23 protein-coding genes are annotated in these 22,063 nt (G+C 68.9%); 13 read left to right on the top strand and 10 right to left on the bottom strand.

What is annotated here, in order from left to right; translation table 11 throughout:
• The first annotated feature begins 50 nt into the window (after positions 1-50).
• From MQH10_RS04050 to MQH10_RS04025, 6 genes are read left to right on the top strand one after another with little or no spacing between them, the layout of a single operon-like run.
• On the top strand, positions 51-3,203 hold the full coding sequence (locus MQH10_RS04050) for an amidohydrolase family protein (protein WP_242562779.1): 3,153 nt from the start codon (positions 51-53) through the stop codon (positions 3,201-3,203).
• Positions 3,204-3,241: 38 nt separating this feature from the next.
• Positions 3,242-3,595, top strand: coding sequence for an ArsR/SmtB family transcription factor (locus tag MQH10_RS04045; RefSeq protein ID WP_242562778.1), 354 nt, complete (start codon positions 3,242-3,244; stop codon positions 3,593-3,595).
• 14 nt (positions 3,596-3,609) lie between these two features.
• Positions 3,610-4,137 (top strand): arsenate reductase ArsC, encoded by a 528-nt coding sequence (locus MQH10_RS04040; RefSeq protein WP_242562777.1) that lies wholly within the window; start codon positions 3,610-3,612, stop codon positions 4,135-4,137.
• Positions 4,138-4,140: 3 nt separating this feature from the next.
• The gene (arsB, locus tag MQH10_RS04035; protein ID WP_242562776.1) at positions 4,141-5,205 is read left to right on the top strand and encodes an ACR3 family arsenite efflux transporter; all 1,065 of its coding nucleotides are present in this window, start codon (positions 4,141-4,143) and stop codon (positions 5,203-5,205) included.
• Positions 5,202-6,476, top strand: coding sequence for an ATP-grasp domain-containing protein (locus MQH10_RS04030; RefSeq protein ID WP_242562775.1), 1,275 nt, complete (start codon positions 5,202-5,204; stop codon positions 6,474-6,476). The genes arsB and MQH10_RS04030 overlap by 4 nt, the downstream gene beginning before the upstream one ends.
• A 56-nt stretch (positions 6,477-6,532) precedes the next feature.
• Positions 6,533-7,219, top strand: a complete 687-nt coding sequence (locus MQH10_RS04025; protein ID WP_242562774.1) for a glutathione S-transferase family protein — start codon at positions 6,533-6,535, stop codon at positions 7,217-7,219.
• On the opposite strand, the gene MQH10_RS04020 is transcribed toward MQH10_RS04025, so the two are convergent.
• Positions 7,216-9,384, bottom strand: coding sequence for a RelA/SpoT family protein (locus MQH10_RS04020; RefSeq protein WP_242562773.1), 2,169 nt, complete (start codon positions 9,382-9,384; stop codon positions 7,216-7,218). The two genes, MQH10_RS04025 and MQH10_RS04020, sit on opposite strands and share 4 nt — an antisense overlap.
• A 131-nt stretch (positions 9,385-9,515) precedes the next feature.
• Positions 9,516-9,875, bottom strand: a complete 360-nt coding sequence (gene rpoZ / locus MQH10_RS04015) for a DNA-directed RNA polymerase subunit omega (RefSeq protein WP_242562808.1) — start codon at positions 9,873-9,875, stop codon at positions 9,516-9,518.
• 148 nt (positions 9,876-10,023) lie between these two features.
• Between rpoZ and MQH10_RS04010 the strand changes: the two genes are divergently transcribed.
• Positions 10,024-10,647, top strand: a complete 624-nt coding sequence (locus tag MQH10_RS04010; RefSeq protein ID WP_242562772.1) for a DUF998 domain-containing protein — start codon at positions 10,024-10,026, stop codon at positions 10,645-10,647.
• Here the strand turns inward: MQH10_RS04010 and MQH10_RS04005 are convergent.
• On the bottom strand, positions 10,644-11,273 hold the full coding sequence (locus MQH10_RS04005; protein WP_242562771.1) for an HAD hydrolase-like protein: 630 nt from the start codon (positions 11,271-11,273) through the stop codon (positions 10,644-10,646). The genes MQH10_RS04010 and MQH10_RS04005 overlap by 4 nt on opposite strands.
• A gap of 151 nt (positions 11,274-11,424) precedes the next feature.
• Positions 11,425-11,970, bottom strand: a complete 546-nt coding sequence (folK, locus tag MQH10_RS04000; RefSeq protein ID WP_242562770.1) for a 2-amino-4-hydroxy-6-hydroxymethyldihydropteridine diphosphokinase — start codon at positions 11,968-11,970, stop codon at positions 11,425-11,427.
• Between folK and MQH10_RS03995 the strand changes: the two genes are divergently transcribed.
• Together MQH10_RS03995 and MQH10_RS03990 are read left to right on the top strand one after the other, a co-directional pair.
• Positions 11,964-12,557 carry a LabA-like NYN domain-containing protein gene (locus MQH10_RS03995; RefSeq protein ID WP_242562769.1) on the top strand — a complete coding sequence of 198 codons (594 nt, stop codon included), beginning with the start codon at positions 11,964-11,966 and terminating at the stop codon, positions 12,555-12,557. The two genes, folK and MQH10_RS03995, sit on opposite strands and share 7 nt — an antisense overlap.
• Positions 12,554-13,204 (top strand): uracil-DNA glycosylase, encoded by a 651-nt coding sequence (locus MQH10_RS03990; RefSeq protein ID WP_242562768.1) that lies wholly within the window; start codon positions 12,554-12,556, stop codon positions 13,202-13,204. The genes MQH10_RS03995 and MQH10_RS03990 overlap by 4 nt, the downstream gene beginning before the upstream one ends.
• On the opposite strand, the gene MQH10_RS03985 is transcribed toward MQH10_RS03990, so the two are convergent.
• From MQH10_RS03985 to dapA, 4 genes are read right to left on the bottom strand one after another with little or no spacing between them, the layout of a single operon-like run.
• Complete coding sequence (locus MQH10_RS03985) at positions 13,201-13,773, bottom strand: class I SAM-dependent methyltransferase (RefSeq protein WP_242562767.1); 573 nt, start codon at positions 13,771-13,773, stop codon at positions 13,201-13,203. The genes MQH10_RS03990 and MQH10_RS03985 overlap by 4 nt on opposite strands.
• Positions 13,774-13,804: 31 nt before the next feature.
• Complete coding sequence (locus MQH10_RS03980; RefSeq protein ID WP_242562766.1) at positions 13,805-14,554, bottom strand: GNAT family N-acetyltransferase; 750 nt, start codon at positions 14,552-14,554, stop codon at positions 13,805-13,807.
• The gene (gene smpB, locus MQH10_RS03975) at positions 14,551-15,006 is read right to left on the bottom strand and encodes an SsrA-binding protein SmpB (RefSeq protein ID WP_242562765.1); all 456 of its coding nucleotides are present in this window, start codon (positions 15,004-15,006) and stop codon (positions 14,551-14,553) included. Before smpB ends, MQH10_RS03980 begins: the two co-directional genes overlap by 4 nt.
• Positions 15,006-15,890, bottom strand: a complete 885-nt coding sequence (gene dapA / locus MQH10_RS03970; RefSeq protein ID WP_242562764.1) for a 4-hydroxy-tetrahydrodipicolinate synthase — start codon at positions 15,888-15,890, stop codon at positions 15,006-15,008. Before dapA ends, smpB begins: the two co-directional genes overlap by 1 nt.
• A gap of 130 nt (positions 15,891-16,020) precedes the next feature.
• On the opposite strand from dapA, the gene MQH10_RS03965 reads away from it, so the two are divergent.
• Complete coding sequence (locus tag MQH10_RS03965) at positions 16,021-18,156, top strand: lytic transglycosylase domain-containing protein (RefSeq protein ID WP_242562763.1); 2,136 nt, start codon at positions 16,021-16,023, stop codon at positions 18,154-18,156.
• 287 nt (positions 18,157-18,443) lie between these two features.
• On the opposite strand, the gene MQH10_RS03960 is transcribed toward MQH10_RS03965, so the two are convergent.
• Complete coding sequence (locus tag MQH10_RS03960; RefSeq protein WP_242562762.1) at positions 18,444-19,073, bottom strand: TetR/AcrR family transcriptional regulator; 630 nt, start codon at positions 19,071-19,073, stop codon at positions 18,444-18,446.
• Between the two features lie 192 nt (positions 19,074-19,265).
• Between MQH10_RS03960 and MQH10_RS03955 the strand changes: the two genes are divergently transcribed.
• Positions 19,266-20,168 carry a class I SAM-dependent methyltransferase gene (locus MQH10_RS03955; protein ID WP_242562807.1) on the top strand — a complete coding sequence of 301 codons (903 nt, stop codon included), beginning with the start codon at positions 19,266-19,268 and terminating at the stop codon, positions 20,166-20,168.
• Positions 20,165-20,953, top strand: a complete 789-nt coding sequence (locus tag MQH10_RS03950; protein WP_242562761.1) for a TrmH family RNA methyltransferase — start codon at positions 20,165-20,167, stop codon at positions 20,951-20,953. The genes MQH10_RS03955 and MQH10_RS03950 overlap by 4 nt, the downstream gene beginning before the upstream one ends.
• A 3-nt stretch (positions 20,954-20,956) precedes the next feature.
• On the opposite strand, the gene MQH10_RS03945 is transcribed toward MQH10_RS03950, so the two are convergent.
• The gene (locus MQH10_RS03945; protein WP_242562760.1) at positions 20,957-21,304 is read right to left on the bottom strand and encodes a hypothetical protein; all 348 of its coding nucleotides are present in this window, start codon (positions 21,302-21,304) and stop codon (positions 20,957-20,959) included.
• A gap of 303 nt (positions 21,305-21,607) precedes the next feature.
• On the opposite strand from MQH10_RS03945, the gene MQH10_RS03940 reads away from it, so the two are divergent.
• On the top strand, positions 21,608-22,042 hold the full coding sequence (locus MQH10_RS03940) for a hypothetical protein (RefSeq protein WP_242562759.1): 435 nt from the start codon (positions 21,608-21,610) through the stop codon (positions 22,040-22,042).
• The last annotated feature ends 21 nt before the right edge of the window (positions 22,043-22,063 follow it).

Here is a 22,063-nt window from a genome sequence, read left to right as displayed (position 1 = left end):
CCGCGAGCTGTCCTCTATTGAGCCGGGACAACAGCGGACGGGGATGCGGCATGGGCGATCGGCGTGAGAGCGGCATGGATCGCCGCAAGCTCCTGTCCCTGGGCAGCCTCGCGGTCACCGCCGCCTCGTTGCCCGTCGCCGCGGCCCACGCCGCGCCCGCCGCCAAGGCCGCTGCCCCTGAAGCCGGGCGCCGCTATGTCACGGTGGTCGAGGGCACCAATATCGCCGTCGCCGCCTCGCCGGACGGCCGCACCCTGGCCTTCGATCTCTACGGGGTGATCTGGACCGTTCCCGTGGACGGAGGCCCCGCCACGCGCCTGACCGACGACCTCACCGACGGCGCCCAGCCTGACTGGACGCCGGACAGCAAAGCCCTGGTCTTTCAATCCTATCGGGACGGAACCTTCCAGATCTGGAAGGTCGGGGCCGATGGGGCGGGCCTGACCCAGCTGACCCAGGGGCCGTTCGACGCCCGCGAGCCCCGGGTGTCGCCGGACGGCCGCCGCGTCGCCTTCTCCTCCGACCGCACCGGCAAGTACGCCATCCATGTCCTCGACCTGGCGAGCGGCGAGATCCGCCTGTGGGCCGACGCGCAGGGCCAGGCCTGCGAGCCCGCCTGGTCGCCGGACGGGGCCCGCATCGCCTTCGCCGTGGACCGCGCTCGGATCGAGGTGGTCGACGCCGCAGGCGGCCGCACGGTGCTCGCCGCCCCCGCGCCGGTCGAACTGCACAGCCCGGCCTTCACCCCGGACGGCAAGGACATCGTCTATGCGGCCCTGGCCAACGGGACCGCGGAGCTGCGCAACGCCGCCGGCCCCCTGTTCAAGGGCGAGGATGTCTTTCCCTTCCGCCCCACCTGGCTGCCCTCCGGCGAGCTGGTCTATGCGGCCGACGGCCAGATCCGCCGCCGCGGCCTGGCCGGCGCCCGTGACATCGCTTTCTCGGTGGTGGTCCCGGTCAATCCGCCCGACTACGCCAAGAAGGGCCGCGACTTCGACAGCGCCAGGCCGTGCCCCGTCGTCGGGATCGGCAGCCCGACCCTCTCGCCGGACGGCAAGCAGGTGGCCTTCCGCGCGCTCAACGACCTGTGGATCCTGCCCATCGGCGGCAAGCCCAAGGCCCTGATCAAGGACGGCTACTGGAAATGCGATCCGGCCTGGTCGCCGGACGGCGCGCACCTCGCCTATTCCACCGACCGCGGCGGCTCTCTGGACATCTGGGTGCGAGACCTCGCCGCCGGGACCGACCGCCAGGTGACCCGCCATGCCGGCGCGGCGCTTTCGGCCGCCTGGTCGCGGGACGGCAAGACCCTGGCCTTCCTGGACCAGACCGGCGCCCTGCACACCGTCGATGTCGCCACCGGCGCGATCCGCCAGGTGTTCGGCGCCATCTGGGAGCCGGGCAAGCCGAGCTTCAGCCCCGACGGCAAGACCCTGGCGCTCGCCGCCTTCAAGCCCTACTCCGCCCGCTATCGCGAGGGCCTCAGTGAGATCCTCACCGTCGATGTCGCCACGGGCGCGGCGACCTATCAGCCCCACGCCCCGCACAAGTCGCTCGGCACCCGCGGCGACGACGGCCCGGTCTGGTCGCCGGACGGGACACGCCTCGCCTATGTGTTCGCCAGCCGCCTGTGGGTGGTCGATGTCGACGCCAAGGGCCGCTTCCAGGGCGCCCCGCGCGCCCTCAATGACGAGGTGACAGACGCTCCGAGCTGGAGTGGCGATTCCAGCCAGATTCTGTACCTTTCCGCTGGAAAGCTCAGGCTGATCCCGGCGACCGGCGGCGCGGCCAAGACCGTGCCCCACGGGCTGACCTGGGCCAACGCCAAGCCTGCGGGCCGAACCGTGGTCCGCGCGGCCCGCCTGTGGGACGGGACCGGCCCGGACCTCAGGACCGGCGTCGACCTGGTGATCGAGGGTAACCGCATCGCCGACCTCGTCCCCGCTGGCCAGGGCCCGACCGACGCCAGGCTGATCGACGCCCAGAACGCCACGGTCATCCCCGGCCTGGTCGAGATGCACGCCCACCGCCAGATGCAGGGCTACGGCTATGGCGACCGGGACGGCCGACTCTGGCTGTCGCTCGGCGTGACCACCGCCCGCTCGCCAGGCTCGCCCGCCTATCACATGGTCGAGGACCGCGAGGCGATCGACGCCGGCGCTCGCCTGGGCCCGCGCTATTTCTCGACCGGCGAGGCCATCGACGGGTCGCGGATCTATTACAACTTCATGCGGCCGGTGACCGAGCCCGGCCAGATGAAGCTGGAGCTCGACCGGGTCGAGGCCCTCTCCTACGACCTGATCAAGGCCTATGTCCGCCTGCCGCTCCAGGCCCAGCGCGACCTCGCCGCCTGGGCCCATGCCCGCGGCCTGCACGTCACCTCGCACTACCACTATCCGGCTCTGGCCTTCGGCCTGGACGGCATGGAGCACATGGGGGCGACCAGCCGCTTCGGCTATTCGCGCACCACCAGCGCTCTGGGCGCCAGCTATCAGGACGTCACCGCCCTCTTCGTCCAGAGCGGCGCCCGTCGTACGCCCACCCTGTTCTCATCCTCGGCCCTCTATGGCCAGGACCGTTCCCTGGTCGACGATCCCCGGATCAAGGCCCTCTATCCGCCGTGGGAATATGCCCGCCTGGCCCAGCGCGCGGAGATGGCGGCCAAGGGCGACAACCGCGCGGCCCTGGCCTCCCTGGCCCGCAATGTTGACCATCTGCGCGAGAGCCTGCGCAACGGCGGCAAGGTGGTCACCGGCACCGACTCCCCCATCGATTTCAACGGGGTCAGCCTGCACATGAACCTGCGCGGCATGGTCCGCTATGGGCTCACCCCCTATGAGGCCCTGACCACCGCCACGCGATATTCCGGCGAATATCTCGAACAGCCGATCGGGACCCTGACCAAGGGCGCCCTGGCCGACATCCTGGTGACCGAAGGCAATCCCCTGGTCCGCATCGAGGACGCCGCCGCCGTGCGCGTGGTCATCAAGAACGGCGTCGCCCACACCCCGGCCGAGCTGATGGCGCCCTTCGTCGGCCGCGCGCACGCCGAGATCGAACCGGTCCGTCCAATGGCCAGCGCCGGGGCCGCCTTCTGGTGGCACGAGGCCGACTATGTGGAGAGCGGCCGCGCCGCCTGCTGCGTCGATCCCTTCTGCCGCGCGCCCGTCGAGCCAGGCCGCTTCGTCGTCGAAGAGGTCTGACGCTTCACATTCATCCATATTTCCGCTAGCGTGGAAATATGGAAACGAAATCCGCCGTCGCGAGTCTGTCCGCCCTCGCCCTTGAGGGTCGCCTCTCCGTCTTCCGCCTGCTGGTCCAGGCGGGGCCCGAGGGCCTGCCGGCCGGGGAGATCGCCCGCCGGCTGGAGATCCTGCCCAATACGCTCTCGGCCAATCTCACCGTGCTCAGCCACGCCGGTCTGGTGAGCTCCAAGCGCGACGGCCGCTCGATCATCTACAGCGCCGACTATGACGCCATGCGCCAGCTGCTGGCCTTCCTGATGGAGGACTGCTGCGGTGGCGCGACCGAGATCTGCGCGCCGCTGGCCGCCATCGCCAGCCGCGCCTGTTCAGGCGAAGGCCGTTCCTGCTGACCCGGAGCCCGCCCATGTCCGCCAAGATCTACAACGTCCTCTTCCTCTGCACCGGCAATTCCGCCCGCTCGATCCTGGCCGAGGCCCTGATGAGCCGGCTGGGCGAGGGCCGGTTCCGGGCCTTTTCCGCCGGCTCCATGCCCACGGGACGGGTCAATCCCCACGCCATAGCCCTGCTGGACAAGCTCGGCTTCGACACCGCGGGCTTCCGCTCCAAGTCCTGGGAGGAGTTCTCCTCCAGCCAGAACCCGGACGCCCCGGCCCTCGATTTTGTCTTCACCGTCTGTGACAACGCCGCGGGCGAGGTCTGCCCGATCTGGCCCGGCCAGCCGATGACCGCCCACTGGGGCGTGCCCGATCCCGCCGCCGTCGAGGGCTCGCCGGCCGAGATCGCGCTCGCCTTCGCCGACGCCTATCGCCAGCTCGGCGCCCGCATCGGCGCCTTCGCCAGCCTGCCCATGGCGACCCTCGACCGCATGACCCTGCAGGCCCGCCTCGACGAGATCGGCAAGAAGGTCGTCGCCAAGACCCCGAGCGCCTGAGCCATGTCGATCTTCGAACGCTATCTCACCGTCTGGGTCGGCCTCTGCATCGTCATCGGCGTCGCGCTCGGTGAGCTGTTCCCCGGCCTGTTCCAGGCCATCGGCGCCCTGGAGATCGCCAAGGTGAACCTGCCGGTCGCCGGCCTGATCTGGCTGATGATCGTTCCCATGCTGATGAAGATCGACTTCCGCGCGCTCCGCCAGGTCGGCCGCCACTGGCGCGGCATCGGCGTGACCCTGCTGGTCAATTGGGCGATCAAGCCCTTCTCCATGGCCGCCCTGGGCGCCCTGTTCATCGGTTGGCTGTTCCGCCCTCTGCTGCCGGCGGGCGAGATCAACAGCTACATCGCCGGCCTGATCCTGCTGGCCGCCGCGCCCTGCACCGCCATGGTCTTCGTCTGGAGCAACCTGACCCGCGGCGAGCCCCTGTTCACCCTCAGCCAGGTCGCCCTCAATGACGCGATCATGGTGGTGGCCTTCGCCCCCATCGTCGCCCTGCTGCTCGGCCTGTCGGCGATCACCGTGCCGTGGGAGACCCTGCTGCTCTCGGTGGGGCTCTATATCGTGGTCCCCGTCTTCCTGGCCCAGAGCCTGAGGGTCGCGCTGCTGACCCGCGGCGGCGAGGCGGCGGTGACCGCCCTGCTCGCCCGCATCCAGCCCGTCTCCCTGGTCGCCCTGCTCGCCACCCTGGTCTTGCTGTTCGCCTTCCAGGGCCGCCAGATCGTGGCCCATCCGCTGATCATCGGCCTCCTGGCCGTGCCGATCCTGATCCAGGTCTATCTCAACGCCGGCCTCGCCTATCTGCTCAACCGCATGAGCGGCGAAGCCCACTGCGTGGCCGGTCCCTCGGCCCTGATCGGCGCCAGCAACTTCTTTGAGCTCGCTGTGGCCGCCGCCATCAGCCTGTTCGGCTTCACCTCCGGCGCGGCGCTGGCGACCGTGGTCGGGGTGCTGATCGAGGTGCCGGTGATGCTGACCGTGGTGGCGATCGTGAACCGCTCCAAGGGCTGGTACGAACGCGGCGCCGCCGTCCGCCGCCTGGCTCTCGCGGAACAGGTCGCCCCGTGAGCGACGTCCTCGAGGCCCCCCTCTCGCCCGATCAGCTGGTCGCCCAGCTCAATCGCGACTGCTTCTGCATCGGCGTCGACGACGAGGCCCTGTGGCGCGAGATCGCCGCCGATCCGGAGGACCGCGCCAGCCTGCGCCAGGGGCGCGAGCACCTGTTCGCCGCCGGCCCCGTCTTCCTGACCCGCGCCGACCTCGACGCCATGACCGCCACCCTGCAGGCCATCGAGGCCGCCGCCGCCCTGCCCGGCTATCGCGCGGCGGCCCTGGAGCGCGCCCCGACTGTCGCCCAGGTCGATCACGGCCCCCGCGGCGCCTTCATGGGCTACGACTTCCACCTGGGACCCGAGGGCCCCCGGCTGATCGAGGTCAATACCAACGCCGGCGGGGCCTTCCTCAACGCCCTGCTGGGCCGCGCCCAGCTCGCCTGCTGCCCGCAGGTCCAGGACCTGATCGACAACGCCCAGCTGGACGGCTTCGAGGTCGCGGTCTGGGAGATGATCCTGGCCGAATGGCGTGCCCAGGGCCGCGACGGCGCGCCGGGCCTAATCGCCATTGTCGACGACGCCCCCTCCGATCAGTACCTCTATCCGGAGTTCCGCCTGGCCCAGCGGCTGTTCGAGGCGCGCGGCGCCCGCGCCGTGATCGCCGATCCCGCCGAGCTGGTCTGGGCCGACGGCCGCCTGACCCACCGCGGGGCGACGGTCGATCTGGTCTATAACCGCCTCGTCGATTTCGCCTTCGAGGCGCCGGCCCTCGCCCCGCTGCGCCAGGCCTATGAGCAAGGCGCCGTCGTGGTGACGCCCAATCCTCGCAACCACGCCCTGCTGGCCGACAAGCGCAACCTCATCGCCCTCTCCGACCCGGACCAGCTGCGCGCCTGGGGCCTGGGCTCCGACCATCTGGCGGCGCTCGCCTACGTCCCACGCACGGTCGCGGTGACCGCCACCAATGCCGAGGCCCTCTGGGCGGACCGCAAGCGCCTCTTCTTCAAGCCCGCCGGCGGCTATGGCGGCAAGGCGGTCTATCGCGGCGACAAGCTCACCCGCGGGGTCTGGGACGCAATCCTGGCCGGCGGCTACATCGCCCAGGCCCTGGCGGTCCCCACCGAGCGGCAGGTCTGCCTCGGCGCCGAGACCGCGCCGCGCAAGATGGACGTCCGCCTCTACGCCTATGCCGGCCGGCCCCTGCTGGCCGCGGCGCGACTCTATCAGGGCCAGACCACCAACTTCCGCACCCCCGGCGGCGGGTTCGCGCCGGTCATCGTCCTCTAGACGAAGGCGCCCCGATCCGGTCTAGGATCACCGCCGCGCGGGGAGGCGCCCAATCGATGCTGAAGCTGTTCCAGGTCTATGATTCACCGTTCCCGACCCGGGTGCGCCTGCTGCTTCGCGCCAAGAACATCCCCCACCAGATCATCGAGCCGCCGGGCTTCAAGTGGGACGGCACGCCCAAGGGCGACTATCTCCAGATCAATCCGATCGGCCGGGTGCCGGCCCTGGTCCTGGAGGACGGCCGCGCCCTGCCCGAGAGCGAGGTGATCTGCGAGTACCTCGAGGACGCCTATCCGGAACCGTCCCTGCGCCCCGCCGACCCGTTCGAGCGGGCGACCATGCGGCTGATCTCGCGCATCTGCGACATCTATCTGGTCATGGCCATGGTCCCGCTGTTCAACGCCTCGGGCCGCCCGCGCAAGAGCTGGGACCCCGATCGCCTCACCGCCGCCATGGGCGAGATCGCCAAGGCTCTGGCCTATCTCGAGGACTATATCGGGACCGAGGGCTATGCGGTGGGCAAGGCCCTGAGCCAAGCCGACGGCGCCCTGGTTCCCCAACTGGTGCTGGCCAGCGAATGGGCGCCCATGGTCTTCGGGCTGGAGGATCCCCTGCCCGCCTTCCCCAAGCTGTCGGCCTATTGGGCCGCGATCCAAACCGACGCCCTGGCCGGCCAGCTGATCGAGGAGACCCGCGAAGGCATCCGCGCCTCCCGCGAACGGGCCAAGGCGCGCAACGGCTAGCCCTTCGCCCGCTCCACCGTCTCGATGGACGGATTGGCGCGCAGGGCGGCGGCGATATTGGTCAAGTGGCGGGCGTCCTTCACCTCGACATCGAAATCGACGTCGAAGAAGTCGGCCTGGCGGCGGTGCATGCGCAGATTGACGATATTGCCGCCGGCCTCGCCGATCACCGTGCAGGCTTGGCCAAGCACGCCCGGCGCATTGCGGATGGTGGCCGTCAGCCGCGACAGGGTGACCGTGTTGCGCTCGGCCTCGGGCGTCCATTGCAGGTCTCGCCAAAGCTCCTCGCGGTCCTCGTATTCGGCCAGCTTGGCGCAGTCGATGGCGTGCACCGTCAGGCCGCCGCTATCCGGCTCCACGATGCCGACGATGCGGTCGCCCGGCACCGGGGTGCAGCAGGTCCCGAAATGCAGCGAGATGCCGGGGGTCAGCCCGCCGCCGCGCACATAGAGCCTCGCCGACTTGCCGCCCTCGATCCGGCGCGTGGCCGTCGCCGCGGCGCGGTCGCTTTCCTTCAGGCCGGGGAAGATCACGTCGAGGATCTGGCCGGGCGAGATCTTGCCGCGGCCGACCAGGTTGTAGAGGTCCTCCTCGGTCGGCGCGGCCAGCCGCTCCAGGGCCGGCTTCAGCGAGACCTCGGCGCGGGACTTGCCGGCGCGCTCGAAAGTCTGCTCGACCGTGGCTCGGCCCAGCCGGGTGAATTCTTCCTTTTCCGCGATGCGGATATGCCGACGGATCGCCGAGCGCGCGCGCCCCGTCACGGTCAGCGAGCGCCAGTCCTGCGGCACCACCGGCTTCGGGCCGCGAATCACTTCCACCACGTCGCCGTTCTGGAGCAGGGTCCGCAGCGGCTTCAGCTCGCCATTGATCTTCACCCCGATGCAGGTGTCGCCGACGTCGGTGTGGACCCCATAGGCGAAGTCGAGCGGCATGGCGCCCCGGGGCAGGCTGACCAGCTTGCCCTTCGGCGTGAACACGAAGACCTGGTCGAGATACATCTCGAGCTTGGCGTGCTCGACCAGCTCCTCGACGTCGCCGCCATGCTCCAGCACCTGGACCAGGTGGCGCAAATTGACCAGCGGGTCGCGACCGCCCTCGGCGGCCTGGGCCTCGGCGTCGAAGCCGTAGGACTTGTCCTTGTAGCGCCAGTGGGCGGCCACGCCCTCCTCGGCCACCCGGTCCATCGCCTCGGTGCGGATCTGCATCTCGATGCGCATGCCGCGCGGACCGACCACAGTCGTGTGCAGCGAGCGATAATTGTTCCGCTTGGGCGTGGAGATGTAGTCCTTGAACCGCTCGGGCACGCTCGGCCAGGCGCGGTGAATGACGCCCAGGGCCCGGTAGCAGTCGTCCTCGCTGTCGACGATCACCCGGAAGGCGTAGATGTCCGACAGCTGCGAGAAGCCGATCGATTTGCGCTGCAGCTTGCGCCAGATCGAATAGGGGTTCTTTTCCCGCCCGAACACCCGGGCCGGCAGGCCGGCCGCCTCCAGCTTGGCGGCGATTTCCCCCGAGACCACCGCGACCGCCCCGCCCTGCTCGTTGCGCAGGGCCTCCAGCCGCCGGCCGATGGCGTCGCGCGCCACCGGATTGAGGTGCTCGAAGGCCAGCTCCTCAAGCTCGGAACAGATCCGGTGACAGCCGATGGACCGCGCGAGCGGCGCATAGATGTCCAGGGTCTCGCGGGCGATCCGCTCCCGCTTGGCCGGGTTCTTGATGTATTGCAGCGTCCGCATGTTGTGCAGACGGTCGGCCAGCTTGACCATCAGGACGCGCACGTCCTTGGAAATGGCCAGGATGAACTTGCGCAGGTTCTCGGCCTGCTTGGTGTATTCGCTGTTGAGCTCGAGCTTGGTGAGCTTGGTGACCCCCTCGACCATCTCGGCGATCTCGGCGCCGAACAGCTCGGTGATGTCGGCCGGCGTGACCGGGGTGTCCTCGATCACGTCATGCAGCAGGGCCGTGACGATCGTGGAGGTGTCCAGCCGGTAGTCGGTCAGGATGCCGGCCACCTCGATCGGGTGGGCGAAATAGGGGTCGCCGGACGCGCGCTTCTGCGAGCCGTGCATGCGCATGGCGTAGACATAGGCGCGGTTGAGGATCGCCTCGTCGGCGGTGGGGTCGTAGGAGCTGACCTTGTCGATCAGCTCGTACTGCCGAAGCATCCGGGGACGCTTGGCCGCGCTCGGCAGGGGCGGAGGCGCCTCAGGCGCCGTCGCCTCGACCGGCGTGTTTTGGGGTTCGGCGGGCGGGTCTGTCGCCGTCGTCAGAATAAGAGGGTCTGCGCCTTCAGGGCTCAGTACCGCTCCTCCTGACCGCCGTCGCGGTCGCTCTGCAGGGCGCGAACCAGTTCTAGTTCGCTCATCTGCATGTGGGTCGGATCCGACAGCAGGGCCAGGGTTTCGGCCTCTTCCTCGGCTTCCGAACGCTCATCGACCCGTTGCAGGGTGCCGATCAGGCTCTCGCGCAGTTCTTCGGCGTCGACGACGTCATCGGCGATCTCGCGCAGCGAGACGACCGGGTTCTTGTCATTGTCGCGGTCGACCATGATCTGGGACCCCGCCGAAATCGCGCGCGCGCGATGGGCCGCCAGCAGCACGAGGCTGAAGCGGTTGGGGACCTTTTCAATGCAGTCTTCAACGGTGACGCGAGCCATGAAATCCTCGGGAGGGCGCAGGAACCGCATAAAATAGAGGGTCGCGGCCAATTGTGCAACGCCGCATGACTCGCCTGGGAGAGGTCCGGCGTTGACCGGTCGCGCATCCCGCCTGATTTTTCCCCAAAACAAGCTCTGGGGAGGGCGCATGGACCGTCTGCTGCTCAAGTTCGGGATCGCCGCGCCGATCCTCTATTTCGCCACCGTCATCGTCTGCTCGCTGCTCAATCCGGGCTACAGCCAGGTGTCGCAGTATGTCAGCGAGCTCGGCGCCGCCACGGCCAAGCGCCCGGATGTCTTCGCCGTCGGCATCATGGCGACCGGCGCCTTCGCGATCATCGCGGGCCTGGGCTTCGGCTTCGGCCTGCGGCGAAAGGCCCGGGGCCTGATCCTGCCCCTGCTCACCGCCGCGACCGTGATCGCCTGGGGCGTCTCCATGGTGATGGGCGGGCTCTATCCCATGCCCGATCCCCGTCACGGGGCCTATGGCCTTGGCCTGGCGATCCAGGCCGCGCCGCTTCTGATGTTCCTGGCGATCGGCGGCCGGCCGGACATGACGGGCCTCAAGACCTTCCTGCTGATGATCTTCCTGGCTTCCGGCGCCCTGCTCGCTGCGATGATGGGGGTGGGCCACGTGGTTCATGCCGCCCAGGTCGGGTTGTGGCAGCGGGCCTATGCCCTGGCCAGCATCCCGTGGATCGGCGTCGCCGCCGCCTGCCTCGACCAGGGCCTGGCGCGCAAGGACCGCAAGGACCGCGCCGCCAAGGCTTAGCCGACGATGGAGGGCAGGATCTCGGCCATGTCCATATAGAGGATCGTCGGCTTGTGCTCGGCCAGGATCTCGGGCCGCTGATAGCCCCAGGTCACGGCGCCCGAGGCGATGCCGGCCTTGGTCGCCGCCTCGATGTCGCGGGTCTCGTCGCCGATGGAGATCACCTGGTCCGGGGTGATCCGGGCCCGGCGCATCACCGCCAGGAACTTCGGGGTCTTGCCGAACATCGAGGCGCCGCAGTTGTAGTACTGGACCATGGGGGCGAGTTTCGGCCCCAGGATGCGGCGGACATTGGCTTCGGAATTGGAACTGACCAGGGCCACCTTCACCCCGGCCTTGGACAGGCCCGACAGCAGGTCGGGCACGCCCTCGAACAGCGGGATCTTGGAGGCGTGCTGCGCCACCAGCTTGCGGGTGTGGATGGCGATCAGCGGCATCTTCCACTTGGCGACGCCCATATAGTCGACCACCTCGCGGCTGGACCGGCCGCGCAGCATCGCCACCTCCTCGTCGGAGATGCGGCGGAAGCGGAAGCGCTCCGCCACGCCATTGGTCATGCTGATGAACCAATCGGCGCTGTCGGCCAGCGTGCCGTCAAAGTCGAAAATAACGAGCCGATAGCCCAAGGAAGCGCCTCATATCGAACGGTCGGCCCGGCTACTCGGCCACAGGCGGGCCGTCAATCGGGCGGCCCCCAAGCTGCCCGAACATTTGCGCCGGATCGAGTCCTTCGATCAGGAAACCGGCCGCGCGTCCAGGGCGCGCTCGGCCGGGCGATCAGGAAACAGGTCGCGCGTCCAGGCCGACGCTCGCCTGGTCGGCCAGTTGCCGTGACGTGAGCCCCAGCCTGGGATGGCGCCACGCCGGCGCGATCTCCGCCAGCGGCCCCATGACGAACAGGCGCTCGTGCGCCCGGGGGTGCGGAATCACAAGCTCCGGTTGTTCCATGAGGGTCCGGCCGTGGGCGATCAGGTCCAGATCCAGGGTCCGGGCGGCGTTTTTCTGCGCACGTCTTCGTCCGAACTCGGCCTCGATTGAAAAAAGAGTCTGCAGGGTGTGAAGCGGCGAAAAGCGAGCCTCGACAAGTACAACGCCATTGCGATACTCGTTTCCGTCCGGCTCCGGCCAGGCTGCGGACCGCCACCAGGACGACCGGGTCACGACAGGCAATCCCGCCTGGGCGAAACGAGCGAGCGCAGCTTCGAGAAGAGCTTCGGACGAACCGAAATCGCCGGGCAAATTTCCGCCCAGGGCGATGACGACCAGATCGTCTGTCCCAGGCCGCCTTCCGCCCCCTTTATGGATTTCCGTTTCCAATGACATTTTATCCCACCGACAGGCTGGCGCTCTTCATTGACGGCGCGAACCTGTATTCCGCCGCCAAGGGCCTCGGCTTCGACATCGACTACCGCAAGCTGCTGGAGGAGTTCCGCAAGCGCGGCGTCCTCGTCCGGGCCTATTACTACACCGCCTTGGTCGAGGATCAGGAATATTCCCCGATCCGCCCCCTGGTCGACTGGCTCGACTACAACGGCTTCCGCCTGGTGACCAAGCCCGCCCGGGAATACACCGACGCCCAGGGCCGCAAGCGCTGGCGCGGCGACATGGATGTCGAGATCGCTGTCGACATGCTGGAAATGGCCGCCCACGCCGACCACCTCCTGCTGTTCTCCGGCGACGGCGACTTCCGCGTCCTGGTCGAGGCCGTGCAGCGCAAGGGCGCGCGGGTGACCGTGGTCTCCACCGTGAAGTCCCAGCCGCCCATGGCGTCCGACGACCTGCGCCGCCAGGCCGACAACTTCATCGACCTGGCCGACCTGGCCGACATGATCGGCCGGCCCTCGCGCCTGCCGCGCTTCATCCAGGAAAGCCGCACCGGCGCCGACCGCGAGGCGGATCTCGACGCGTGAGCGCCACGATCGCCGTGACGGCCGAACCGCCCCGCGACTGCCCGCTCTGCCCGCGCCTGGTCGCCTATCGCGCGGAGAATCAGGCCGCCCATCCCGACTGGTTCAACGGCCCGGCCCCCTCCTTCGGGGATCCTGACGCGCGCCTGCTGGTCGCGGGCCTCGCGCCCGGCCGCACCGGCGCCAACCGCACCGGCCGCCCCTTCACCGGCGATCACGCCGGCTGGATGCTCTACGACACCCTGATCAAGACCGGCTTCGCGCAAGGAAAATACGAGGCCCGGCCCGACGACGGCCTGGTCCTCACCGACTGCATGATCTCCAACGCCGTGCGCTGCGCCCCGCCCGGCAACAAGCCCGAGACCTCGGAAGAGGCCAATTGCCGGCCCTTCCTGACCGCCCGCCTGGACGCCCTGCCCCGCCTGAAGGTCATCGTCACCCTGGGCGACGTCGCCCGGCGCAATGTGCTGCGCGCCATCGGCCTGAAGGGCTCGGCCGGCGCGCCCGGTCACGGCTCGGAGTTCGACGCCGGCCCCTATCGGATCATCAACAGCTACCACTGCTCGCGGCTGAACACGAACACCGGCCGCCTGACCGCCGAGATGTTCGAGGCGATCTTCCGCCGCGCCCGCGCGGTGATCGAGGCTTAAGGCCGGCCATAGGGTTTGCGCGCCCGCAGGGTCATCCTGTGCTCGGTCGCCACATTGTTGTGCGACTGCATCAGCTCCCGCACGGCCAGGGGCGTCAGCTCGCCGGCCTGCATCCGACTGAAATAGGGCTCGTCAACCAGGGTCAGCGAACTCTCCATCCGGAAGTCGACCTGGAGATAGTGCGCGAACGGCGTGTTGGCGTGGCCACGCGACTTCCACTGATCATTATTGGCCTTGTCGAACAGCGACATGACCTGGGGTGTGACGATGCGGACATGGGTCGGGTCGCTGATGAAATTGTCATGCCGCGGGTGCGGCGCGTTGATCTGCACCACCGCGCCGTCCGCGCAGATCCGGTAGAGGTCCTGGATGATCGCGAGGAACACCTTGGCCTCGGCGCCCATGTGCTCCAGCGAATGGTTAAACAGCACCTCGTCGGCGCACCCGTCGGCCCAGGGCCAGGGCGTCTGCTCCAGATCGACGATCTGATCGGCGGTGGAGTTCGGCGAGGTGTCGACATTGACGTAACCGTCGAGACGGTTATGCCCGCAGCCCATATTGAACTTCATGTCGCGTTTCCTTGGGGCCGGTCGCTCGAACCTAGGCCCTGCGGCTCCAATAGTAATAGCGCCAGGCCGGGGTGAAGCCGGCGCGGCGGTAGAGCGCGCGGGCCGGCGCGTTCTTCTCCTCCACCTGCAGGAAGGCCAGCTCCACGCCGCGCTCGGTCGCCGTGGCGGACAGTCCGGCCAGCACCCGGCCCGCAAGTCCCTGGCCGCGATGGGCCGCGTCGGTGCGCATGCCGTGGAAACTGACCCAGCCGTGGCTGTACGACCCCGCCCCCACCGCCAGGGCGCGTGTCCCCTCCCGCACGGCGCCATAGGCCGCGCCGGGCGAGCGGCTCAGCGCCTTGACGCGATAGGCGCCGTCGACCGGATCGAAGCCCTCGCCCAGGAACACGGCGGCCCAGGCCTCGTCGGGCGCATCAGACACCTGGGCCGGCTCGGCCGAGGTCACGGCCCGCACGTCGGGAACTTGGGCGGTCTTGACCAGGGTCGGCTGCTCGAAGCCATAGCCCCGCGCCGCCAGGGCCTCGCGGACCGCCTGCAGGCCCGGCGCATCCGCCACCCGGAAGGCCGGCGACAACCCCCGCGCGGTATAGGCCGCCTCGATGGCGTCCAGCACGGCCGGGTCATGCGGCAGATCGTGGCTCAGGGGCACGGCGCTGGCGGCCCGCCGGATGGTGCCGGGATCCAGCCCCACCAGCCAGCCGCCGATCTCGACCACCTCCTTCGGCGCGACCGCGGCCAGGGTGGCCCGCTCGATCGCCTCGACGTCCGCGACCTGGCTCAACCCCGGTCTCTCAGCAGCCGGGCCTTGTCCCTCTGCCAGTCCCGATCCGCGGTGGCCTGGCGCTTGTCGTGGTTCTGCTTGCCCTTGGCCAGGGCGAGCTCGAGCTTGGCCAGCCCCTTCTCGTTCCAATAGAGCTTGGTCGGAATGATGGTCCGGCCTTCGCGCTGGACGGCGCCGATCAGCTTGCTGATCTGCTTCTTGTGCAGCAGCAGCTTCCGGTGCCGGCGCGGCTCGTGATTGAAGCGGTTGGCGTGGCCATAGGGCGGGATGTCGGCGTTGATCAGCACGATCTCGCCGTTCTCCACCGAGGCGTAGGACTCCGCGATATTGGCCCGCCCCACCCGCAGAGACTTCACCTCGGTGCCGGTCAGCATCAGGCCCGCCTCGAAGGTCTCCTCAAGGAAATAGTCGTACCGCGCCCGCCGGTTCTCGGCGATCAGCTTGCCGGTCATCAGATCACGCCGGCCTCGCGCAGGGCGGCGAGAACCTCCGTACGCGAGGCTTCCGACGCCGGCGCGATCGGCAGGCGGGAGGTCTCCAGGCACAGGCCCATCTGGGCCAGGGCGAACTTGGTGGGCGCCGGCGAATTGTCGGTGAACAGCGCCTTGTGCAGCCGCACCAGCCGGTCCTGCCAATAGAGCGCCGTCTTCCAGTCGCCGGACAGGGCCGCGTTATAGAAGGCCGCGCAAAGGTCGGGCGCGACGTTGGCGGTGACCGAGATGCAGCCGTGGCCGCCATGGGCCATATAGCCCAGCGCCGTGGGGTCATCCCCCGACAGCATCACCCAGCCCGGCTCGCATCCGATCCGCTGCAGGGTGGCGCGGGTCATGTCGCCGGTGGCGTCCTTGACGCCGACGATGTTGGGCAGCTTGGACAGCCGGATCAGCACGGCCTCGGAGATGTCGACGCTGGTCCGCGACGGCACATTATAGACCAGCACCGGCAGCTCGACCGCCTCGTTGATCGCCGCATAGTGGGCGTAGAGGCCCTCCTGGCTGGGGCGGTTGTAATAGGGCGTGACCACCAGGGCCGCGTCGGCGCCCACGGTCTTGGCGTGGCGGACCAGTTCGATCGCCTCGGCCGTGGAGTTCGAGCCCGCGCCGGCGATCACCGGCACGCGGCCCGCGACCGTCTTCACGCACAGCTCCACAACCCGGCGGTGTTCGTCATGGCTCAGCGTCGAGGTTTCCCCCGTTGTGCCGACCGGCACGACGCCGTGGACGCCGCCCGCGATCTGGCGCTCGACAAGGGCGACAAAAGCCGCCTCATCCACCGCGCCGTCGCGAAAGGGAGTGACGAGCGCCGGGATGACGCCCCGGAACAAAGGATCGGACATGGTCTGCAAAAAGCCGTGAAAGCGAGGCCCGGTGTTGCGGCCTCATGATTTGGGCGGACAATATGGCGCGGTGGCGTGCCGCCGCAACTCATCTGCATATCTAATCGGTTCAAACCGGGAGAGATTCGTTTTGCCGTCGAAGGCCACCAAGGCAGTTCTGACCGTCGCCATCGCCGCGATGGCCTTCGGCGTGGCCGATGCGCAACAGGCGCCCGTCGATCAGCGGCCGGACAGTTTCCCCTCCCCGATCGAGCTGACCCAGACGCCTGCGACCGCGCTGCGGGCGCGACTCTCCGACAGCGACGCCTCGACGCTCAAGAGCGGCCTCGACGCCGCGCGTCGGGCCGACATCAATGGCGCACGCTCGGCGATCGCCAGCCTGTCGGACCCGATCGCGCGCAAGATCGTCACCTGGGCCCTGGTCGACGCCAATTCCGATTCCCTCAGCTTCTTCGAGCTGGATCAGGCCCGCCGTGACCTGGCCGGCTGGCCCCGCGCCGTGCGCCGCCAGACCGCGGCCGAGAAGCTGCTGGAAACCTCCGGCCAGACCCCGGCCCAGATCATCACTTGGTTCGGCGGCGCCGACCCTCTGACCCCGCAGGGCGCCATGGCGCTCGCCGCCGCCTATCGCGCCTCGGGCCAGAACGACGCCGCGGCCCGGCTGATCCGCCACTTCTGGCGCGACCGCATGTTCGAGGCCGAGCCCCAGCGCCAGATGCTGGCCCGGTTCGGCGATGTCCTGACCACCGACGACCACATCCGCCGCGCCGACATCATCCTGTTCGGCGGCCAGGGGCCGGCGGCGCGGGACATGATCCCCCTGCTGCCGCCGGACCAGCAGCAGCTGGCCCAGGCCCGCATCGCCCTGCGCTCAAACCTCGGAAACGCCCCGGCCATGGCCGCGAACCTGCCGGCCAGCGTGGCCGGCAATCCCGGCCTCGCCTTCGAGCGGGCGGTCTATTACCGCAAGCACGGCATGGACGACATGGCGCGCAGTCTGGTCGCCAAGTTCCCCACCGACCTGCCCTTCCCGGAAATGGCCGACCGGGTCTGGGACGAACGCTATCAGCTGACCCTGTCGGCCCTGCGCGCCGGCGATTCGGCCGGGGCCTACGCCGCCGCCGCCAATAGCGGGCTGGTCGCCGGCGCCGACGCCGCCGAGGCCGAGTTCTACGCCGGCTGGATCGCGCTCACCCGACTGAAGAACCCCGCCCAGGCCGACGTCCACTTCGCCGCCCTTGAGCGGATCGGCTCCTCGCCGATCACCCGCGGCCGGGCCTTCTACTGGCGGGGCCGCGCGGCAGAGGCCATGGGCGACCAGACCCGCGCCCAGGCCTATTACGAGGCCGGCGCCAAGTACTACACCACCTTCTACGGCCTGCTCTCGGCGGAGAAGGTCAATGGCGGCCGACTGGTCATGGGCTACGACCCGCAGCTGAGCCAGTCGGACCGCGTGCGCTTCGAGGGCCGCGAGACCGTCCGCGCCGCTCGCATCCTGATCGAGACCGGCAACCGCGACCTGTTCCGCACCTTCGTCCTCGCCCTCGACGACGTCCTGCCCTCCACCGAGGAAGAGGCCCTGCTGGTCGACATGGCCCGCGGCTATGGCGAGATGGACACCTCGATGAAGGCGGTCCGCGCCGCCGCCCAGCGCGGATTCATCCTGCCCCAGCGCGGCTATCCGGTGCGCACCCCGCCCGGCGCCTTCAACGCTCCCGAACCGGCGCTCGTGCTCGGCATCACCCGCCAGGAAAGCGGCTTCGACCCCATGGTCCGCTCGGGCGCCGGCGCGCGCGGCATGATGCAGCTGATGCCCGGCACCGCCGCCCTGGTCGCCCGCAAGGTCGGCATCGCCTATTCCGCCGGTCAGCTGGATGATCCCGACTACAACATGCGCCTGGGCTCGACCTATCTCGGCGACCTGGTGGGAACCTTCTCCGGCTCCTATGTCATGGCGGTGGCCGCCTATAACGCCGGACCCGGGCGCCCGACCCAATGGTCCAGCTTCTGCGGCGATCCCCGCACCGGCAGCGGCGATCCCGTCGACTTCATCGAGTGCATCCCGTTCAGCGAGACGCGGAACTATGTGATGCGGGTGATGGAGGGCATGCAGCTCTATCGCGCCCGGCTGAACGGCGGGGTGGCCCAGATCACCCTGTCGACCGATCTGAAGCGCGGCGGCTACGGCTACGCCGTCCCCACCGACACCGCCGCCGCAGCCCCGCCCGCCGCGGTGGTCAGCATGCAGCCGATCCCGAATCCGTAGGGACAATAGGCGTTCGGATAAGGCTGCCGGCGCTGGGGCGCACCACCCCATCCCACTGCAGCGGTGAGCGCCCAATTGAACCACGAAGGGCGCGAAGGGCGCGAAGATCACGAAGGTGACCCGCCGTCCGGCGCGAAGCGCCAATCAGACGAACAAGGAACGGGTCTCCAGCTTGGCGCCCTTAGTGTCCTTCGCGCCCTTCGTGCCCTTTGTGGTTCCAATGGCGACCGTTCCGCCGCAATCGCACTTTGGATTCGCCGCGGCCTAACGGCCGCAGTGGCCCAACCCTAGTCGACCACCAGCCCATGCATCAACCCGTCCAGGGTCACCTGCAGCAGCTCCTCGGTCGGCGCCCACTCGAAGGTCGGGCGCAGGATCAGGAGCGCCACCACCCCGTGACAGGCGCCCCACAGCACCTGGGCGGCCGAATCGGCGGTGCCGGTGCGAAGCCGGCCCTCGGCCGCCATCTCGCGGACCACGCCGGAGAAAATCTCATAGCAGCGGGCGCTGAGTTCGGCGGTGCTCTCGGCCCAGACGTCCGACACCGGGTTCGTGCCCGAGAACACCAGCTGATAGGCGTTCGGATGCGCAAGACCCCAGCGCATGTAGGAATCCAGCATCTGCTTGACCCGGGTCACGGGATCGAGCGGCTTGGCGGCCAGTTCGGCGTTGCGTTCCAGCAGCTGGATGATCGTCCGCTCGCAGATTTCGAGCAGGATGCAGCCCTTGTCGGGGAAGTGCATGTAGAGCGCCGTGGAGGAGACCCCCACCTCGTCGGCGATCTTGCGGATGGTCGCGCCCTCATAGCCCTCGGCCACGAAGATGCGTTCGGCCGCCTCGAGGATTTCGGCGCGGCGCAGATGGCCGTCGCCCTTGGGCTTTCTCGCTGAGCGCCGCGTGGTCACTGCCGTGGTCACGGGGTTCCTTCCGTAATGACAACACTATGTTTTTATTGTTCCGGCGAGCGGAAACCAAAACAAGGGACGTGGCAAGCCCGCTCTCCGGAATTGGGACATTTCCATGACAAATGGCCGCGCTGGGTCCTGACGGCGCCGCTTCCGGCCCCGCGCGACTGGACGGGCCGCGTGCGAACCGGCTATGGCCTGCCGATGACCGCCTCCCGTCCCGCCGTCGCCGACGCGCCCGGTGTCATGCGCACTGAAGGGTGGGCGGACTACGCCCTCATCGATTCCGGCCATGGCCGCAAGCTCGAGCGCTACGGCCCCTATCGCGTCGTCCGCCCCGAACCCCAGTGCCTGTGGAGCCCGCGCCTGTCCGAGGCCCAGTGGGCCAAGGCCGATGCGGTGTTCGATCCCACCGACGAGGAGGACGCCGGCCGCTGGCGCTTCCAGGGCAAGCCCAAGGAGACCTGGCCCATGGGCTGGGGCGACGTGCGCTTCAACGCCCGCTTCACCGCCTTCCGCCACCTGGCCTTCTTCCCGGAGCAGGCCGCCAACTGGGCCTGGCTGGACCAGCGGGTCCGCGCCGCGAGCGGCCAGCCCAAGATCCTGAACCTGTTCGGCTATACGGGTGTCGCCAGCCTGGTTTGCGCCGCCGCCGGCGCCGCCGTGACCCATGTGGACGCCTCCAAGAAGGCCATTGGCTGGGCCCGCGAGAACGCCACCCTGTCGCAGCTCGACGACCGCCCCATCCGCTGGATCTGCGAGGACGCCCGCCGCTACGTCCAGCGAGAGGTCCGCCGGGGCTCCCGCTATGACGGCATCATCCTCGACCCGCCGAAATACGGCCGCGGGCCCGACGGCGAGGTCTGGAAGCTGTTCGAGAACCTGCCCGAGCTTTCGACCCTATGCGCCGAGCTGCTCTCGGAAAACGCCTCGTTCCTCTTGTTGAACGCCTATGCCGAGCGGATCTCCGGCGCGGCCCTCGCGGGCCTCCTCTCCGACAAGCTCGCCGACCGTGGCGGCAAGATCGAATGGGGCGAACTGGCGCTCTGCCAGGACGGCGGCGACCGCGAGATCGGCATGAGCTTCTACGCCCGGTGGGCCTCGTGAGCGGCCGCGCCGTCACCTCGCTCACCAATCCCACGGTCAAGGCCGTCCGCGCCCTGCACCTGCGCAAGGAGCGCGAAGAGACCGGCCTGTTCGTGGCCGAGGGCCTGAAGATCGTCACCGAGGCCGTCGAACTGGGCCACGCCCCGCGCATCCTGATGTTCGGCCGCGAGGCCGAGGGCCACCTCCTGCTGCGCCAGGCCGCAAAGGCCACAGAAGCCGCCGGCGGCGAGGTGATCGAGGTGACGCAAGACATCCTCGCCAAGGTCTCCCGCCGCGATAATCCCCAGGCCGTGGTCGGCGTCTTCCGCCAGGTCTTCACCCCGCTCGCCGATCTCGACCCCAAGAGCGCCGCCTGCTGGGTCGCCCTGCATCGGGTCCGCGATCCCGGCAATCTTGGGACCATCGTGCGCACTGCCGACGCCGCCGGCTGCGGCGCGGTGATCCTGGTCGGCGAATGCTGCGACCCGTTCTCGGTCGAGGCCGTGCGCGCGACCATGGGCTCGGTCTTCGCCGTCCCCATCGTCAAGGCGACCGAGGCCGAGTTCGCCGCCTGGCGCGGCGCCTGGCCGGGCTCGGTGGTCGGCACCCTGCTCACCGCCACGGTCGACCACCGCAGCGCGACCTATACGAAGCCCGCCCTGGTGCTGATGGGCAATGAGCAGCAGGGCCTCACCCCCGACCTCGCCGCCCTGTGCGACGTGAACGTCAAGATCCCCATGCGCGGCCGCGCCGACAGCCTGAACCTGTCAGTGGCCACGGGCATCATGATCTACGCGGCGAGCTGACGCCTAGCGGAACGCGAAGCTGAGCTTCGCCCCCAGGAACCGCCCCGACGGATCATAGCCATTGGCCGCCGCCGCCCCGCTGCGCTCCGCCCCCGGCTGAAGTCCGCACAGAAATCCGAGCGATCCGGTCACATCCTGCGACCGCAGACGCCGGTCCACCGAGGTCCGGGCCACGCCGGCCTGCTTCATCGCATAGGCCTGGGCGTAGGGCTCAGCGAGGGTGAGGCGCACCTGGGGCGCGGGGCCGGAGGCCAGCACCGCGGCGTCGAGGGCCTGGCGGGCATCGGCCGGCTGGGCGCAGGCGGCGCTCGCGGCCAAGCTGGCCGCAACGGCGAACAGGGCGAGTCTCAAGGCGGGGCCCTCCTATTGAAAGCCCCTCCCCCTTGCGGGGAGGGGTTGGGGTGGGGGTGCCAGCTCAGCGTCTGCCGTTCGCAGTCGAAACGCTACTGCGAAATCATGAGCGCCAGCGCTGACACCCCCTCACCCTACCCTCTCCCCGCAAGGGGGAGAGGAGCACGACCCTTCAAACGCTGAAGCTCGCAACTGTCTCAGGATGGCGGAAGGCGATGTCTGCGGGCAGACCTACCCGAAGTCCCAAGAAGGTAGGAAGCTGGCACAGCACAGTCTAGCTTGGTCCAGTTGCGCGGAGGTTTTATGGACGATTTGGCAGACCTTCTTCACGCGCCCATTGCGTCCGCATCGCTTGCTGTAGGAGGCTCCCTTCCAGCGACCGAATGGATCGATGGTGTTGGCTACGTCTCGATCTTCGAGCGAGGAGTCTCATTCGTTGTGGACGCCGACGAACAGATCGTGGCCATCCAGCTTCACGCCTCGGGTCATGAACGATTTTCCGAGTGGCACGGAGCGATGCCGAACGGGTTGTCCTTTAGATCTGGGCGTTCCGCCGCCCGAGGATTGCTTGGGTCTCCGGAACAAACTGGAGAGGTGCAAAATATCCCGGTTCTCGGCCTCAAACCCGCCTGGGATCGATTTTGCACTGGCAGCATCGCTCTGCACCTTGAATACGACGATGATCCTGAGGCCGGGGTGCGAATGATGTCAGTACTACCCCAGCGAAAGGTCGCCTAGGGATCGAGAGCGCTAGGCGGC

The organism is Phenylobacterium aquaticum, from assembly GCF_022695515.1.
Lineage (GTDB): Bacteria > Pseudomonadota > Alphaproteobacteria > Caulobacterales > Caulobacteraceae > Phenylobacterium > Phenylobacterium aquaticum.
The sequence above is the reverse complement of the archived record's forward strand: the minus strand, read 5'-3'. Positions and strand labels throughout refer to the sequence as shown.

What these genes read in the sequence shown, in the direction of transcription:
- MQH10_RS04050 (WP_242562779.1), top strand. Translation starts at nt 51, where the DNA reads ATGGGCGATCGGCGTGAGAGCGGCATGGATCGCCGCAAGCTCCTGTCC.
- MQH10_RS04045 (WP_242562778.1), top strand. Translation starts at nt 3,242, where the DNA reads ATGGAAACGAAATCCGCCGTCGCGAGTCTGTCCGCCCTCGCCCTTGAG.
- MQH10_RS04040 (WP_242562777.1), top strand. Translation starts at nt 3,610, where the DNA reads ATGTCCGCCAAGATCTACAACGTCCTCTTCCTCTGCACCGGCAATTCC.
- arsB (WP_242562776.1), top strand. Translation starts at nt 4,141, where the DNA reads ATGTCGATCTTCGAACGCTATCTCACCGTCTGGGTCGGCCTCTGCATC.
- MQH10_RS04025 (WP_242562774.1), top strand. Translation starts at nt 6,533, where the DNA reads ATGCTGAAGCTGTTCCAGGTCTATGATTCACCGTTCCCGACCCGGGTG.
- MQH10_RS04020 (WP_242562773.1), bottom strand. Translation starts at nt 9,384, where the DNA reads ATGCTTCGGCAGTACGAGCTGATCGACAAGGTCAGCTCCTACGACCCC.
- rpoZ (WP_242562808.1), bottom strand. Translation starts at nt 9,875, where the DNA reads ATGGCTCGCGTCACCGTTGAAGACTGCATTGAAAAGGTCCCCAACCGC.
- MQH10_RS04010 (WP_242562772.1), top strand. Translation starts at nt 10,024, where the DNA reads ATGGACCGTCTGCTGCTCAAGTTCGGGATCGCCGCGCCGATCCTCTAT.
- MQH10_RS03995 (WP_242562769.1), top strand. Translation starts at nt 11,964, where the DNA reads ATGACATTTTATCCCACCGACAGGCTGGCGCTCTTCATTGACGGCGCG.
- folK (WP_242562770.1), bottom strand. Translation starts at nt 11,970, where the DNA reads ATGTCATTGGAAACGGAAATCCATAAAGGGGGCGGAAGGCGGCCTGGG.
- MQH10_RS03985 (WP_242562767.1), bottom strand. Translation starts at nt 13,773, where the DNA reads ATGAAGTTCAATATGGGCTGCGGGCATAACCGTCTCGACGGTTACGTC.
- smpB (WP_242562765.1), bottom strand. Translation starts at nt 15,006, where the DNA reads ATGACCGGCAAGCTGATCGCCGAGAACCGGCGGGCGCGGTACGACTAT.
- dapA (WP_242562764.1), bottom strand. Translation starts at nt 15,890, where the DNA reads ATGTCCGATCCTTTGTTCCGGGGCGTCATCCCGGCGCTCGTCACTCCC.
- MQH10_RS03955 (WP_242562807.1), top strand. Translation starts at nt 19,266, where the DNA reads ATGACCGCCTCCCGTCCCGCCGTCGCCGACGCGCCCGGTGTCATGCGC.
- MQH10_RS03940 (WP_242562759.1), top strand. Translation starts at nt 21,608, where the DNA reads ATGGACGATTTGGCAGACCTTCTTCACGCGCCCATTGCGTCCGCATCG.